9 protein-coding genes and 3 CRISPR repeat arrays are annotated in these 15,346 nt (G+C 70.6%); of the genes, 1 reads left to right on the forward strand and 8 read right to left on the reverse strand.

Annotated elements, in window-relative coordinates; genetic code table 11:
• Window positions 1-45 precede the first annotated feature (45 nt).
• Window positions 46-1,049: a CRISPR direct-repeat array (repeat unit 28 nt; unit sequence GGAAGATCCCCGCGCGGGCGGGGACGAC).
• Between the two features lie 18 nt (window positions 1,050-1,067).
• The 8 genes from cas2e to cas3 all read right to left on the reverse strand — a co-directional run bounded on the left by cas2e (window position 1,068) and on the right by cas3 (window position 10,587).
• Window positions 1,068-1,346 carry a type I-E CRISPR-associated endoribonuclease Cas2e gene (cas2e, locus tag I6A81_RS18975; protein ID WP_202999907.1) on the reverse strand — a complete coding sequence of 93 codons (279 nt, stop codon included), beginning with the start codon at window positions 1,344-1,346 and terminating at the stop codon, window positions 1,068-1,070.
• Window positions 1,343-2,335, reverse strand: a complete 993-nt coding sequence (cas1e, locus tag I6A81_RS18980) for a type I-E CRISPR-associated endonuclease Cas1e (RefSeq protein WP_202999906.1) — start codon at window positions 2,333-2,335, stop codon at window positions 1,343-1,345. Before cas1e ends, cas2e begins: the two co-directional genes overlap by 4 nt.
• Before the next feature lies 1 nt (window position 2,336).
• On the reverse strand, window positions 2,337-3,080 hold the full coding sequence (gene cas6e, locus I6A81_RS18985; RefSeq protein WP_202999905.1) for a type I-E CRISPR-associated protein Cas6/Cse3/CasE: 744 nt from the start codon (window positions 3,078-3,080) through the stop codon (window positions 2,337-2,339).
• A gap of 4 nt (window positions 3,081-3,084) precedes the next feature.
• Window positions 3,085-3,912 (reverse strand): type I-E CRISPR-associated protein Cas5/CasD, encoded by an 828-nt coding sequence (gene cas5e / locus I6A81_RS18990; protein WP_202999904.1) that lies wholly within the window; start codon window positions 3,910-3,912, stop codon window positions 3,085-3,087.
• Complete coding sequence (gene cas7e, locus I6A81_RS18995; protein ID WP_202999902.1) at window positions 3,909-5,054, reverse strand: type I-E CRISPR-associated protein Cas7/Cse4/CasC; 1,146 nt, start codon at window positions 5,052-5,054, stop codon at window positions 3,909-3,911. The genes cas5e and cas7e overlap by 4 nt, the downstream gene beginning before the upstream one ends.
• Window positions 5,055-5,172: 118 nt before the next feature.
• Window positions 5,173-5,763: a type I-E CRISPR-associated protein Cse2/CasB gene (casB, locus tag I6A81_RS19000; protein WP_202999900.1), complete on the reverse strand. Its 591-nt coding sequence runs from the start codon at window positions 5,761-5,763 to the stop codon at window positions 5,173-5,175.
• A 19-nt stretch (window positions 5,764-5,782) separates the two neighbouring features.
• A complete protein-coding gene (gene casA / locus I6A81_RS19005) occupies window positions 5,783-7,399 on the reverse strand; it encodes a type I-E CRISPR-associated protein Cse1/CasA (protein ID WP_202999898.1) in 1,617 nt (538 codons plus the stop codon).
• 266 nt (window positions 7,400-7,665) lie between these two features.
• Window positions 7,666-10,587, reverse strand: a complete 2,922-nt coding sequence (cas3, locus tag I6A81_RS19010; RefSeq protein ID WP_202999896.1) for a CRISPR-associated helicase Cas3' — start codon at window positions 10,585-10,587, stop codon at window positions 7,666-7,668.
• Window positions 10,588-10,764: 177 nt separating this feature from the next.
• Window positions 10,765-11,280: direct repeats of the CRISPR family, unit length 28 nt; unit sequence GTCGTCCCCGCCCGCGCGGGGATCTTCC.
• 170 nt (window positions 11,281-11,450) lie between these two features.
• Between cas3 and I6A81_RS19015 the strand changes: the two genes are divergently transcribed.
• Window positions 11,451-12,922, forward strand: a protein-coding gene (locus I6A81_RS19015; RefSeq protein ID WP_407661327.1) for an IS3 family transposase whose coding sequence is annotated in 2 segments (ribosomal slippage) — window positions 11,451-11,793 and window positions 11,793-12,922 — 1,473 coding nt in all. Because the reading frame shifts where the segments join, the coding sequence is not laid out codon by codon here.
• Between the two features lie 91 nt (window positions 12,923-13,013).
• Window positions 13,014-15,297: direct repeats of the CRISPR family, unit length 28 nt; unit sequence GTCGTCCCCGCCCGCGCGGGGATCTTCC.
• Window positions 15,298-15,346 lie beyond the last annotated feature (49 nt).

Raw genomic sequence — 15,346 nt, forward strand, 5'->3', positions numbered from 1 at the left:
GGCGGGGACGACTCGATCCGGTGGGTCGGCCCGGACAATGAGACGGGAAGATCCCCGCGCGGGCGGGGACGACGTGAGCGACTGGATCGAACGATCCAAGGCCACCGGAAGATCCCCGCGCGGGCGGGGACGACGATGTTGTGCCAGGAGCAGGCCGTGTCGAAGGGGGAAGATCCCCGCGCGGGCGGGGACGACAATCATCGACCGTTCAAGCGAGTCCGCGAACTCGGAAGATCCCCGCGCGGGCGGGGACGACCCGTCGAACGAGCCCGTGATCGTGGGCACGTCGGGAAGATCCCCGCGCGGGCGGGGACGACCTTCGATGTCCCCGGCCTCGGCCAGCAGGTCGGGGAAGATCCCCGCGCGGGCGGGGACGACGCTTACGTACAGTCGATGGCCTCGCTGTTGGAGGGAAGATCCCCGCGCGGGCGGGGACGACACGCCCACGGAGAACGTCACGACCGCCACGCCGGGAAGATCCCCGCGCGGGCGGGGACGACGTCGTCCGTTGCCCGGGTGAGCTGGACAAGCCGGGAAGATCCCCGCGCGGGCGGGGACGACCCGTGACCCCGGCGGAAGGCATCGTCATCGACGGGAAGATCCCCGCGCGGGCGGGGACGACCGCCCCAGGTCGTCGGGGCTGTCCAGCGAGTCGGGAAGATCCCCGCGCGGGCGGGGACGACCTCGTTGATGTACGGCAACATCGTCGCGCCCAGGGAAGATCCCCGCGCGGGCGGGGACGACGCGGCCGGGTCCATCCGCAGCAGCGCGTCCGTGGGAAGATCCCCGCGCGGGCGGGGACGACACGACCCGGCGGCGGCGGCCCAGCATCGGGGCGGGAAGATCCCCGCGCGGGCGGGGACGACCCGACGACCTTGAGGCAGAACCGCAGGACCACGGGAAGATCCCCGCGCGGGCGGGGACGACGGCGGCCATCAGGTACCGCCGGCGGTCGCGGGCGGAAGATCCCCGCGCGGGCGGGGACGACGTCGTACCGGCCGGACCAGGCGGTACGGACCTGGGAAGATCCCCGCGCGGGCGGGGACGACGCTTGCTGAGCTGGGGGTTTAGCGGCGGGGGCGGGCGAACAGTATCAGTCCGTCGTAGTCGATGGGTTCGCCGCGGTCGCGGCCGGCGGTGCGGACGGTCCAGTGTTGTTCGTTGTCTGCTGGTTCGATCATGATGGCTTGGCCGTCGCCGACGCGGTGGGCGAGCAGGGTCCAGAGGCGGTCGCGGACGCGGGCGCTGGGGTTGCCGACGAAGACTCCGGCGGCGACTTCGATCATCCAGCGGGTGAGGTGGCCGCGCAGGCCCTGGGCCGTGGCGATGAGGACGACGACGGTCACCAGGGTGGTGGCTGTTCGTCGATGTCGGGTCCGGTGACTCCGACGATGCTGTTCTCGGGTGAAAGGTCCGCGAGGTCGGCTGCCCAGTTGATGCCGCCGGGGACGGCGCCGTCGAACTCGTCCCAGAGGTGGAGTGAGTCCTGGTCGGGGATGTCCGCGTCGTCGCCGAGGAGCAGGGTCTTGATGTCACGGACGATGCGGGCCATCAGGTGGCCGTCGGCGACCTTGTCGCGGAAGGCGGTGCGGATGGCGCGTTCGTCGGTCTGTCCGTGGGCGGCGAGGTCGAAGGCGAGCGGAATGGTGTATTCGGCTTTGTAGAGGTCGGCGATGTCGAGGACGAAGGAGGTCGCGCCGCCGGTGTGGACGAAGCCGAGGGCGGGGCTGGCGCCGATGCCGACGATCGCGGCGTGGCAGATGCCGTACAGGCAGCTGTGCCCGGCCGACAGCAGGCGGTTGATGTCGTCGCCGGCGGCGAACGGCTCGCCGGGTTTGTAGTCGCGGCGGTTCCACTCGACGCCGGTGCGTTGCGCGTGTGCGCGGTAGATCTTTTTGACGCGGGCGCCTTCTCGGCCGCGTAGTTGCTGCATGGTGGCGTCGCTGACGTCGTCGTCGGGAAAACGCATCCCGTACATGCGCCGGGAGACGCCGAGGCGTTCCTTTGTCCGGGTGACGAGGTAGGCCTGGCGCATGAGCAGGCCGGCGCCGCGGCTCGGGCCGAGGCCGGCGGCGTACATCCGTACGCCTCGTTCACCCACCCAGCAGACGGCGGTTCCGGAGTCCGCGAGCAGGCGGACAGCGCCGCTGGTGATCCGAGTACCAGGCCCGAGCAGCAGGGTCGCGACGAACGCCGCAGGGACGCGGACGGTGCGTTCCTTGTTGACGAGGACGACCGCGTTGTCGGCCCGGTCGACGTGGCACTTCTCGACGTAGAGACTCGAGATCCGGTCCTCGATGCGGTGCAGGTCCTGCGGGTCGGAGATCCACCACATCTCAGCCCCCGCTGTCGCTGGTCAGGGGGGCCAGGGTGAGTAGGCCGCAGCCGTAGGCCTTGGCGGCGCCGACGCCAGCGAGCAGGGTGTGGCGGGCAAGTTCCGGGTCGGTGACCCGTAGGGCGCCCTCGAAGGTGGCGACGCTCAGGACGACGCGGCGGGCCGGGGTGTCGGCGTCGCGGGCGTGCTTGAAGAACACCAGCCGTTCCCGCGCGGACAGCCGCACCATCGGGACTGTGTCCGCCAGGTCATCCGGGGAGGTGAGCGGGGTGAAGCCCCACTTGTCGATCCGGCTGGTGAGCCAGTCGAGCTGGTGGGCCGCAGTGCGGTGGGCGACGCGGACGCCGCGCGGGCGCGGGGCGGTGAGTTTCTCCTTCTGCTGGGCCGACGGGCTGGCCGGGTTGCGGGTCGCGGCGACGGGGTTGGCACGTAGGCGGAAGCCGAACTCGCGGCCGGTCTGGATGCGGTCGAGCAGTGGCTGGTAGTCGCGGACGAGTGCCTGGGGGTCTTCGGCGTTCGGCCAGCCGGCCTGCTCGACGATGTGTTCCCAGGAGGGCCGGGAGTCGGTGAGCACGAGCAGTTCGGGCCGGTGGGCGTGGGTGTCGAGCCGCCACAGGACCCGTTCGGTGATGGGTTGGCGGGCGATGCCACCGAGGACGGCGGCGTGCATCTTCTCGGGGTTGCGCAGCAGTGCCTGGGCTCCGGTGCGCAGCGGGTTCAGCCAGACGCGGGAGAGGTAGGGCATCGGGTCACCATCCGAGAAGGGCGAAGGGGTCATGGGTGCCCGTGTCGTCGCCGGTCGCGTCGTAGGGCGGCGGGAGGTGGGCCCAGCGCTGGCTGACCCGGCGGCTGGTGAACGACCTGTTCAGCGGGTCGAAGGTGCGGGGCAGGTCCATGCGCACGTCGTCGCCGTCCGGGTCGTCCACGGTGATCGGCAGGTCGATGGTGCGGGGACGTTCGCGTCGGCGGGAGAGCTTTTCCTTGTGGCTGTCGCTGGCCTGCCAGGACACCTTCTGGAGGACCTCACGGACGGTGCCGGGCCAGATCGCTTCTTCCCGCTGGGCTGGGTCCGGTGTGAGAACAAAGGGCTGGGTCGGCGGGCAGGCCCGCCGACCCAGTGCCAGCGGAAAGGCGGGGTGGCGTAGCGCGTCGCCGAGTGTCGTCAGGACCGGTTCGGAGGCGCCGATCGCGACGACGAACACCGCGTCCTGCAGGTAGAAGCGTTCGGTGACCCCGGTGTACTTGGCCGGTGAGGTCGGCTTCTGCACACCCTTGCCGGTGACGGAGGCCGACGGCAGCGGGCGGCCGCGGTAGTCGCTGACGGTGTGGTAGTCGCGCAGCAGAACGCCGGGCTGGTCGGTGCGCACGCCGAAGACGAGGGCGAGCAGGTCCTCGATCGGGTCGGCCCGACGGCGCCCCTGGGCGGCGGCGAGCAGGCCGACCAGGCCGCTCTTGGTCGGCTCGGTGCCGGTGTCACGGCGGTTGAACATGCTCGACCCGCCCCAGGACTGCAACGGGCCCGCCAGGCGCAGCACCAGACAGCAGCTGGGGGCTTCCGCGGCCGGTTCGGTGCTCACCGGGCCGCGCTCTTCAGCAGGTCGCGGGCGGCCGTTTCCACGGTGGTGACCAGGTCGTTGAACGGAACGGCCGGGCCGAAGGCGGTCGTCAGCGCGGTGGAGGCCGACGCGTCGACCGGGGTCCGGTAGGTGGCCGCGACCAGTGTGGGCGTGTGCCCCCACATCCGGGTCGCCTCGGACATCTCGGTGGCCAGCAGCCGCATCGACTGGTCGAGAATGCCGCTGTTCTCGCTCGCGCGGACGGGCTTCTCGAACGCGGACACGAGGTTGACCGGCTGGTCGGTACGCAGCGCGACCGCGACCAGGTTCGGGGTCGTGCGGTGCGCGAACGAGTTCTGGTGCCCGGTCGGCATCGAGGTGGTGAAGGCGTTCAGGAAGACGCGCAGTGCCTCGACGGTCGCCTCCGCGTCGTCGGCGAGATTGTCGGCGAGTTGGTGCAGCCCGACAGTGGCGAACCGGTACAGCGTCGCGGACTGGAACTCGACCGTGCCGATCATGCCGGCGCCGGTGTCCTCTTTCGGGTTCTCGTCGTCGACGGCGGTGTAGTAGTCGAACTCGACGTCCACCGGATGCGTCGACAGCGCGTGCGCGACCTGGGTCGCGGCGTCCACGTTGAGCGCGGGGATGTCGGCGACCATCCGGCCGAACAACGCCACGTCGATCGGATGCCCGGTCCCGAGGGTCTCCTTGACGGGAAGTCCCTTCACCGCCGCGGCGAGTTCCTTGTCGTCCAGCGCGGCGAGGTTTTCGGCGTCCTGCTCGACCAGGTCGACGAGCCGTTCGAGCTGCGGGCGGCCGAAGAACAGCAGGTAGGCGGTCTCGGCCGCCTTCTTACCCGGCTTGATGCCCAGTTCGGCCAGGACGCTGGTCGCCAGCCGGGTGCTCGTCTCCGGGTCGAGGCCGAGGCGCGCGGACAGCCGTTCCGCGTACAGGGCGGAGATCTTCTTGGTGCGGGTCGCGAGCTGGTCGTGGTTGACCTGCTCGGCGAACGCGGTCCGGGTGGCGCGCTTCCAGGCCTGGGAGGAGACGCGGGCGCGCTTCGCGCCGCCGTAGACGGCCTGCTTCGGCGTGCCCGCGTCATCGCGGTTCAGGTTCGACGGCGGGACGGTCTGCAGGATGTGGACGTCGATGTAGCAACGCATCAGAATGTCTTTCTTTCTCGTTGGAAACAGGTAATTGCGCGCAGGCGAGAAGAAGGCGCGCCAAGAATTTTGGAGACGAGAATGTGAAAGGGTCGTGCGGGGGTGGCGAGTGACCCTGTCAGTCCGAAGTGGCGGGGCTCGAGTTCGTGGCGCTGTTCCGGCCGATGAAGTAGTCGGTTCCCCACCGGCGGCGGACGGCGCCGATCCGGTCCGGGCTCTGCCAGGCGACCAGGTCTTTGAACAGCTGGGTGTAGCTCAATCCCAGTGGCACCTGTCGAAGCTGGCGGACCAGCCCGCGCAGATGGTAGGCGGCCTCGTCCAGGGATGTCGCGGTCGCCGCCGCGCCGAACCGCCGGTCGACGGCCTCGGGGCTGAACCTGCCGCTTTCTCGCAACTTCAGCAGCGCGCTGCCCAGGCCCACACCTGGCTGGTGCATGGGTTCACGTACCGACTGCTGATGAATCGCGTACAGGACCAATGCCTCGTGTTCTGCCTTGAGTTGCGCACTGGCCCGGCCCGCCGGGTTGAGCATGCGGTAGTGCTCCCACATGGCGGGGACGGTGCCGGCCTCGCGGCCCACGCCGCGGCGAAGGGCCGCCAGGTCCGCGCCATCGGGAAGGTCGCGCTTACCGGTTCTCTCCCAGAAGAATGGCGGCGGAGAACTCTCCGTGTGGGAGGGCGTCGCGGAGGTGTCGGAGTCGGTTGTCATGGTGTCTCCGGGATCGATGTCAGCTCGCCGCCGTGGCGGCGGGTACCGGAACAGGGCCAAAAATGTCGTTGAGCGCGCGGCGGAACGACGCCTCGGCACCGGCGAGGCGCGGCGCGAACCGCTGCTCGGGGTGGCGCCCCAGGAAGGTCCCAGGCCCGGCGCCCGACAACGCGGGCTCGGCGACCTCCCACGCGAGCCGGCGAGCCACCACGGCCCAGGCGTCCTCGGCCCGCTCGGTGTCCTCGGGGTGACGCGCGAGGCCGGCGAGCAGCCGACGAACCGCGGGGGTGAGCGCGTACACCAGCACGTCGCCGAGCCGCTGGCTCTTGTCCCACGGCACCTTGTCACCGCCGCCGGCGGCCCGCAGGTCGTCTCCGAGCCGGTTCGCCGCGACCCGCAGCCGCTCCGCCTGCTCCGCGACCGTCAGTACCGTCTCCCGGACGGCCGAGTCCGCGACCAGCGCGACCACCGGCAACGGGATCTCGTCGACCATCACGTCCTCGATGACCGCGGACTGGTTCCCGTACCGCACCCCCACGGTCAACACCCGCAGCGGCAGATCTTCCGGGAGACGGCCGCGGGCCTGCAGGCCGGCCAGCTGGGTCAGCGCCATCGGCGCCGTGACGCGCGCGCTCGTCGGGCCCGCGGTGGCGAGCAGTGCTTCGAGGCCACGCCACGCCGCGCGGCCCGGCTGGTGTCGCACCGGGCGCGACGGCGGCTCGTCCGCGCGCGGCTTCTCGGTCTGCCGCCAGGCCGTGTGCCGTTCGAGGTCCTGCACCGATCCGGTCAGCCGGTCACCAGCACTGAGGACCACCTGGCGCACGACAACCCTACCGACGGTGGTGCTGTCCGGCTCGGGAACGAGCCTGATCCGCCGCGACTGCCAGGTCAGCAGGTCAAGCAGGCCCAGGGCCTCACGCTCGCTCCACCGCGAGGAGGCTGGGTCTGCCGTACGCCACTGCGGCCGGTCACGAGGCCGCGGCCCCAGCGGCATGATCGGCAAGTTGAGCACCAAAGTGTGAAAGAGAGAGGCGCCGACCGGGAGGACCACGCCCAACTGACCGAGCGGGCCGGTGGGGTTGCCGGTCGTCTTGCCGGCCGACATCCTCGGGTCGCCGACGGCGCCGGACTTGATCGCCGCCGTGTCCCAGCAGTGCGCCGCCAGCAAAGCCCGCGCGGCGGCCGCGGGCGCCAACGCGGGCGGGGCGTCCTCCGTCCGAGCGCTGAACAGCGGCACGTTGTTGCCGGAAGCCAGCCGAGGGATAAGCAGCGACACGGGCTTCGTCTCATCCTTGGCCGTTCTCAGCCCAGCCACCTGCGCGAACGGCCGCTCGGCGTCGAACAGGTCGAACAGGCCCTCCCGTGAATCCAGGTATTCATTTATCTGATTCTCGTTGAATCGGCCCGCGTTCCACAGAGCGGACCACTCGTCCAAGCCGCGCGGAGCACCCAGAGCGTCCAGCACGACCGGCAGCAGCACCTGCCGGAAAACCGCGACCGCTTCCAGCGGATCATCCAACGCCAGCCCATCGAACGTGTGCGCGTCCACCACCGCCTCACGCACGCCGACTTCTACGCGCCGGCCCTCCCGCACCAACGCCACCCACGGCGCGACGCGCAGGTCAAATACCGTCATAACACCCCCGTTCCCCGATCCACCCGACCTCGCTGTCGGACGTCACCCGTGTCTACTCGCCACCTACGACACTTTTTCGGCGAAGCCCCACGGATTCGCGACGACCGTAGCAGAGGTCGCGAAAGTTTCCAATTGGGTGCCGGTCGCGCAACTGGGTGCCTGTAGGGCAACCCCACTCGAGCGGGTACCGTTCTTTCGCCCAGCCTTGCTGGGATCGCCCGTGGGTTCCGGTCGGGCACCTGTCGTCCCCGCCAAGGCGGGGGTATCTACAGCTTCACCACCCGCAGGCCGAGATCGTGGTGATAGGTCAGCCGGCGCTCGCCGAGGCGGGCAGTCAGCACGCCCTCGGCCGGCCCGTCCTCGACGACCAGCGCGCGGCTACGGCGCAGCCACGGGTCATGCCGACGGTCGCGGCCGTCACCGATCCAAGCCGGCAGCGGGCGAAGGTCAGAAAGCGCCGCGGCGGTGAGGTCCTGATACGCCGGAAGGCGGATGGTCGCGCCGACGACCTCCTCCAGGACCGTGTCATCGTGCACGGGCACCTCACCGTTCGGACCGAGCCACGTCCCACCGAGGGTGCGGAATCCGGCCACGTCACGGCGGACGAGCACGACCTCCACCGACTCGTCACCGTCACGCACGACCGCGGCGACCCGCTCCTCGGTCGCCAGCGCAGCGGTCGACCGCTCGTGCAGGCCGTCAAGCGTGGACGCGCCAAGAAAATCCTCGCCCGCGAGCAGAAAGCCGCGGGCGTTCGCCTCACGCCGCTGTTCCCGCTCTGCCCATGCGTCCTTGGCCTTGGCAACCGCCCGGGCCCATTCGGGCGGGCCCAGGGGTGTGTCGTCGTAGCCGGTCGCCACCAGGCGGGGAACGGCGGCGGGCACGGACCAGCCATCCATGGCCACGGCCTCGAGCACCAGCGCGGCCGAACGCAGCAGGAGATGGTTCCCATAGACGGCCCGGCTGCCTGGCGGGAACGCCGACGGCTGGTTCCCCGGATACCGCCGCAGACCACTTACGACGACCCGGGGCTGGCGTAGGTGGGCTGGCCGGTCCTCTTCCGGGCGCTGGTGGCGGTGCAGGCGGCCGACGCGCTGGAGCAGCAGGTCGATCGGGGCCAGGTCGGTGATCAACAGGTCGACATCCACGTCGAACGACTGCTCGGCGACCTGGGTCGCGACGACAACGAGACGCCGCGGCCGGCGCGCACCCTCCAGCCGGCCCGGCCGGCCGAGCTGGTTGACGACCTCCTCCGTGCGCCTGGCCCGTTCGGCGGCGACGAACCGCGAATGCAGCAGCACGACATCGTCCCCCAGCGCGGGCGCCAGCGCGGCATACACGTCCTGGGCACGGGCAACGGTGTTACACACGACCAGCACACAGCCCAGCGGCTGATCGGCCGACGTCGTGGCATCCTCCCGGGCAACCTCGGCGAGGACACGATCGGCGACAGTCCGCGGCTCGAACGTGTCGGTCTCATCCAGCACCTCGACCACCACCGGGCTCGACTCGCGCCACGGCAAGCTCGCCTCGACCGCGCCATCCACTTTCCCCTCGACGACGCACACCGCGGTCGTACTCGGATAGCCGGACGGCGCGGGGACGTCACCGAGGTCGACCTCGCGCTGCCGCGAGGCGCCCTGCGCATAGGCAGAGATCAGCTTGTGGCGCAGCGCGGGAGGCAACGTGGCCGACAGCAGGACGACGGGCACACCCGTGTCCGCGAGCCAACGCAGCGCCTCGAACAGGAACTGCGACATGTAGACGTCGTAGGCGTGCACCTCGTCGAGCACGACGACCCGGCCCGCCAGACCGGCGTGGCGCACCATGACATGCTTCGTCCTGGTCGCGGCATGCAGCAACTGGTCGACCGTGCCGACCGTCACCGGCGCGAGCAGGCCCCGCTTCGGACCGAAAAACCAGTCCGCCGCCGCCATCCCGTCACCAACGGGCCGATCCTCAGCCCCGCCGTTCTGACCGGCGCTGCCGTAGACGTCACCCAGCCCGTACTCGTCCTGGTCATCGGCGACACCCACGAACCGCACCGGAGCACGCAGCGCCGCCCACTCCTTGTTGAACCGCGCCCGGCCATGCAGAAGCCCAAGCGGAACCTCGGAATCAACAGCGGTCAGCCACTCGCGCACCCGGCCGAACATCGGATCCGAGGTCGCCTGCGTCGGCATACCCACGAAAAGCCCGTCCGCCCCGAACCGCCGTGCCAGGACCTCCGCCGCGGCCAACGCGGCCTCCGTCTTACCCTCACCCATCGGCGCTTCCAGGATGAGCAGCCCAGGAGCCGGCATCTGCTCGGCAAGCTCGACGGCAGCGGCCTGGGCCGACCGGGCGGGAACGCCGAACCGGTGTTCCACCAGCTCCGCCGACGCGCAGGGCACCAACGACGCCGGCCGCCAGCCACCGCGCAGCCCGAGTCTCTCCCACGCGGACACCGCACGGCTCCGGGCCTCGTCCATGGAAATCGCCGCGAGATCAGGCAGGCCACGGAAGTGCTGCTCGTCGCTGGCGATCCAGTCCGCCATGATGATCAGACCGGACACCGCCAGCTGACCACCACGCCGCGGCATTCCCAATCCAGCGAACGAGCCGAGGTCGAGACCGAGATCTTCCGCGACCCGGTCAACGATGCCGTCCTGCACCTGCCGCCAGGCAGCACCCCTACCGTGCGCGTCCCGCGGCGGCTGCCACAGACAGCCAATCGCCGGGACCACACCATGGTGACCCGCGATCAACGGCCACACCCACTCACACGACTCCGAAGACCACCCCGCCCCCGCCAGACGAGACCGCACAATCGCCGCCCCCGCCTTGGTGTGATGCCACGCCGACACCCTGTTCCGACTCAACGGCCGCCAACCCAGACCAGCCGCCTGCACCCGCACGGCGAGCGCGCCATCCTTCGACTGAAACGCCGGCGTCGCCTTACCCACATCATGCAGACCGCACAGCAACGCGAACAACGAACGACCCCGCCCGCCACTGACCTCGTCCAGATGGCCCTTGACCACCGGAGCCAGAAACCGATCCCAGATCAACTCACCGACCGCCGCCGTATCCAACAGATGACCCAGCAGCAGATGCGGCGACCCCTGCGCATCCGACTTCCCCCACACCACAGCCATGGCCGCATCAAGCACGGCGCCCACCCCCGTCGTCGGCTTTGACGCACGCATTGAATCACTTGTGGCGCACCTCGATCACGCCGGGGTCGCATGGACGCACAAATGGCTTCGCCTGGCGCCCATGGAGCGGGGACCGCCTCCGACCGACTGTGGCTGCAACGATCCTTCGACCACGACGGACTGATATTTTCTGTCCAGACCCGGCGCCAAACCCCCAGCTCAGCAAGTGTCGTCCCCGCCCGCGCGGGGATCTTCCGTACCACGGTGCCCGGCGCCGTCGACAGGGCACGTCGTCCCCGCCCGCGCGGGGATCTTCCCTGGGCTCATGTCTCCAACCTCCGGCGCAGCTCGTCGTCCCCGCCCGCGCGGGGATCTTCCGCGCGACCGCCACGACCTGACGCTGCGTAAGACGTCGTCCCCGCCCGCGCGGGGATCTTCCCGCCTCGGCCGAGGCGATGGCGGACGGGCTGATGTCGTCCCCGCCCGCGCGGGGATCTTCCCACCGCGCTGGCGCTGGGCTGGACGACCGCGGCGTCGTCCCCGCCCGCGCGGGGATCTTCCAGCAGAGAACAGTCATAAATGCCAATGATTGGCGTCGTCCCCGCCCGCGCGGGGATCTTCCCTCGCGGCCCGGCCCGGCCCCGAGGGTGTTCCGGTCGTCCCCGCCCGCGCGGGGATCTTCCCTACGGCTACCACGTCCAGGACGTCTTCTACCGGTCGTCCCCGCCCGCGCGGGGATCTTCCGGCTCGGTTACCGAGTCGTACGCGCGGCGCCGCGTCGTCCCCGCCCCCCTACCCGTCAAGATGACTTGAGACAGGTTAGGCCTAGTATCTCATGACATGGGCGGAGTTGGGAGAGGGAGATCGTGGTGGTGGCGGTGACGACCGGGCTGGGCCTGGTCGATGATGTCCGTGTGGACGAGCGTGAGGACGGTGGCCGGCGGCCGGATCCTGAGGTGGAGCCGAAGGCGCGGCGGCGGCAGTTCTCGCCGGGGTACAAGCTGCGGATTCTCGCGGAGTACGAGGCGGCGACGGGCCCGGGTGCGAAGGGTGCGATCCTGCGCCGGGAGAAGCTGTACTCAGCCCATATTGTGGAGTGGCGTAAGGCGCGTGACGCGGGAGCGCTTGCGGGGTTGTCGAAGCCGAAGGGCCGCCCGCCGGTGGATGACCGTGACCGTGAGATGGAAAGGCTGCGGGCGGAGAAGGAGCGGTTGGAGAAGGAGCTGGCGAAGGCCCGCTTCGTGATCGAGGTCCAGGGAAAAGTCTCGGAGCTCTTGGAGAAGCTCTCCGAGGGCATGCCCGGGACCACCGACGGCCCGAACTCGCCGAACAGGCGGAAAGGATAGTCGAGGAAGGTCTCTCCAGCCTCGTCGAGAAGGTGTCTGTGAGCGAGGCCTGCCGCGCGTTGGGTCGGGCGCGGGCGACGCATTACCGGCGACACCGTAAAAGCCCGGCCCCGGCCCGGCCCGCGCCGATCCCGCATAAGGAACGTCGCCAGCCGGCGGCGCTGTCGGCGGCCGAGCGCGCCCGGCTCGTCGAGGTGCTGCACTCGGAGCGGTTCGTCGACGCCTCGCCGGACCAGGTCTGGGCGACGCTGCTCGACGAGGGCGTCTACCTGGCGTCGCCGCGCACGATGTACCGCGTCCTGGCTGAGCGTGGTGAGACCGGCGAGCGCCGTCGCCAGGCTACTCACCCCGCCCACGTCAAACCCGAACTCGTCGCGGCGAAACCCAACGAAGTCTGGAGTTGGGATATCACGAAGCTGCGCGGCCCGAAGAAATGGAGCTACTTCTACCTGTACGTCATCATCGACGTCTACAGCCGCTACGTCGTGGGCTGGATGGTCGCCGACCGGGAGTCCGCCGTACTCGCCGAGGACCTCATCACCGCGTCCTGCCAGAAACAGTCCGTCAACCCTGACCAGCTGACGATCCACGCCGACCGCGACACCTCCATGACCTCGAAGACCGTCGCGCTGCTACTCGCCGATCTTGCCATCACCCGGTCGCATTCCCGGCCACGGGTGTCGAACGACAACCCCTATTCGGAGGCCCACTTCAAGACGCTGAAATACCGGCCCGACTTTCCGTCCTCGTTCGCGACGCTGCAGGACGCCCGGGTCTGGTGCCGGACATTCTTCGACTACTACAACAACGATCACCGGCATTCCGGGATCGGCCTGCTCACCCCAGCGACCGTCCACCACGGCGAAGCGGCCCTCGTCCGCGAAGCCCGCGCCCGAGTCCTCGACGCGGCCTACGCCGCCCACCCCGAAAGGTTCGTCCGCCAGCCCCCGACCCCGCCGAAGCCGCCCCAGCCAGCCTGGATCAACCGACCCCAGCACGAGGAAGACCAGCCAGTAGATTCAGACGCGACCAGTAGCTAATTCCTGGACAACGCTGTCCCAATCAGGTTGACGGATTCCGCCCGCGCGGGGATCTTCCCCTGCACGCGCGCACGCTCGGCGTCGTCCAGGCGTCGTCCCCGCCCGCGCGGGGATCTTCCCGCAGCCGTCTCACCGGCCACACCGGTCGGGTGGTCGTCCCCGCCCGCGCGGGGATCTTCCCGGCCGTTTCGGTTCACTATCCGTCGCCGCTTAGTCGTCCCCGCCCGCGCGGGGATCTTCCCCCGACCGCCTGGCACGTCCGGCTTGCCGAGAGGTCGTCCCCGCCCGCGCGGGGATCTTCCCCGTTCGACGTCGAGTACGAGGTCGAGGTCAAGGTCGTCCCCGCCCGCCCGGGGATCTTCCCCCGATCGCCCTGCTGCACCACGAGGGCACCCGGTCGTCCCCGCCCGCGCGGGGATCTTCCTGACCAACAGCCACACGGGAAACGTCGCATCTTGTCGTCCCCGCCCGCGCGGGGATCTTCCTCGCGATGCGGACCGGACGGCGTGCGGACATCAGTCGTCCCCGCCCGCGCGGGGATCTTCCCGCGTCCGCGGACATCGCGGCCGGCTGGGTGCGGTCGTCCCCGCCCGCGCGGGGATCTTCCCTCCCGTCTTCCAACCGTCGATCCGGCGGTCAAGTCGTCCCCGCCCGCGCGGGGATCTTCCCAGAGCGTTGATCACGACTATCACGGTAGGTGAGTCGTCCCCGCCCGCGCGGGGATCTTCCTCCACGCGAGACCCGACGCGAGCCCGAGCCCGTGTCGTCCCCGCCCGCGCGGGGATCTTCCCTACCGGGTGACGGAGTTCGGCGGGTTCAGCATGTCGTCCCCGCCCGCGCGGGGATCTTCCCTCGATCACGCCGGACTTCGAGGCGACCGCAGCGTCGTCCCCGCCCGCGCGGGGATCTTCCGGTGGCTTGGAACGTGGCGGCAGCTACATCACGGTCGTCCCCGCCCGCGCGGGGATCTTCCGGCCTATGGCGTGTACGGCCAGACGACGACCGCGTCGTCCCCGCCCGCGCGGGGATCTTCCCGGGCTGATCGTGATCTGGCCGTGGATGATGTCGTCGTCCCCGCCCGCGCGGGGATCTTCCGCGGCTGATGACAGCGTTGCTGACCTTCCCAGGGTCGTCCCCGCCCGCGCGGGGATCTTCCGCTGGGGCCGAGGCCGTTGCCTGCGTACAGGGGGTCGTCCCCGCCCGCGCGGGGATCTTCCCGCGGCGCCGGCCGCGTCCATGTCGCCGCGCGCGTCGTCCCCGCCCGCGCGGGGATCTTCCATCCAGGCGAAGCTCCGCCGTCAGCGCGCCCGGTCGTCCCCGCCCGCGCGGGGATCTTCCGGGCTTCTTCACCTGGGCCTCGTCCGCCGAGGGGTCGTCCCCGCCCGCGCGGGGATCTTCCCCGGGCCGGGGAGATCACCGGCTACCGGACGGAGTCGTCCCCGCCCGCGCGGGGATCTTCCGCGTTTATTACCCGCCGGTACTGATCTGTGGTGGTCGTCCCCGCCCGCGCGGGGATCTTCCGTAGTAGCGACCCTCCGTGTCCTTGAGCAGGTCGTCGTCCCCGCCCGCGCGGGGATCTTCCGGAGTTGCGGGCCTGGGCGGCCGAGTTCGGCCTGTCGTCCCCGCCCGCGCGGGGATCTTCCGTGCTCGGCGATGCCGAGGGGCTTCGTCGCCTGGTCGTCCCCGCCCGCGCGGGGATCTTCCGCACTTCGGGCCGCGCGTCCGACCGACACCGCGGTCGTCCCCGCCCGCGCGGGGATCTTCCGCTGGGCGTGGCGGTGACGTCCGACAGCGCCCCGTCGTCCCCGCCCGCGCGGGGATCTTCCCGGCGGTTCGTCGGTCTCGACCGGCCCGGCCGCGTCGTCCCCGCCCGCGCGGGGATCTTCCCGTGACCGCGCGAAGCCGGCCGTAGGCGAACTCGTCGTCCCCGCCCGCGCGGGGATCTTCCCTGTCGGGATGCTGAGGGTGTTATTGCCCGCGCGTCGTCCCCGCCCGCGCGGGGATCTTCCGTCGTGCCAGGTCAGCGGGCGCAGGGACGAGTCGTCGTCCCCGCCCGCGCGGGGATCTTCCGCCATCGCCGTTGGCGGTGGCGCGGGGGCGGAGGTCGTCCCCGCCCGCGCGGGGATCTTCCTCTTTCTGGCCGCGGGCGTAGTCGGCGCCGTCCGTCGTCCCCGCCCGCGCGGGGATCTTCCCTCCCGCAGGTACTTGAACTCGAAGAAAGATCGGTCGTCCCCGCCCGCGCGGGGATCTTCCCTGCATGGCGGCGGACAGGCCCGCTTGGTGCTCGTCGTCCCCGCCCGCGCGGGGATCTTCCTTCGGGGTGCCGTCCTCCTCGGTCAGCCCGAGGGTCGTCCCCGCCCGCGCGGGGATCTTCCTTCGGGGTGCCGTCCTCCTCGGTCAGCCCGAGGGTCGTCCCCGCCCGCG

The organism is Frankia nepalensis (genome assembly GCF_016786325.1).
Classification (GTDB): Bacteria; Actinomycetota; Actinomycetes; order Frankiales; family Frankiaceae; genus Pseudofrankia; species Pseudofrankia nepalensis.

Coding starts and splice junctions, on each gene's coding strand:
- cas1e (WP_202999906.1), bottom strand. CDS start 2,335: ATGTGGTGGATCTCCGACCCGCAGGACCTGCACCGCATCGAGGACCGG.
- cas6e (WP_202999905.1), bottom strand. CDS start 3,080: ATGCCCTACCTCTCCCGCGTCTGGCTGAACCCGCTGCGCACCGGAGCC.
- cas7e (WP_202999902.1), bottom strand. CDS start 5,054: ATGCGTTGCTACATCGACGTCCACATCCTGCAGACCGTCCCGCCGTCG.
- casB (WP_202999900.1), bottom strand. CDS start 5,763: ATGACAACCGACTCCGACACCTCCGCGACGCCCTCCCACACGGAGAGT.
- casA (WP_202999898.1), bottom strand. CDS start 7,399: ATGACGGTATTTGACCTGCGCGTCGCGCCGTGGGTGGCGTTGGTGCGG.
- cas3 (WP_202999896.1), bottom strand. CDS start 10,587: ATGCGTGCGTCAAAGCCGACGACGGGGGTGGGCGCCGTGCTTGATGCG.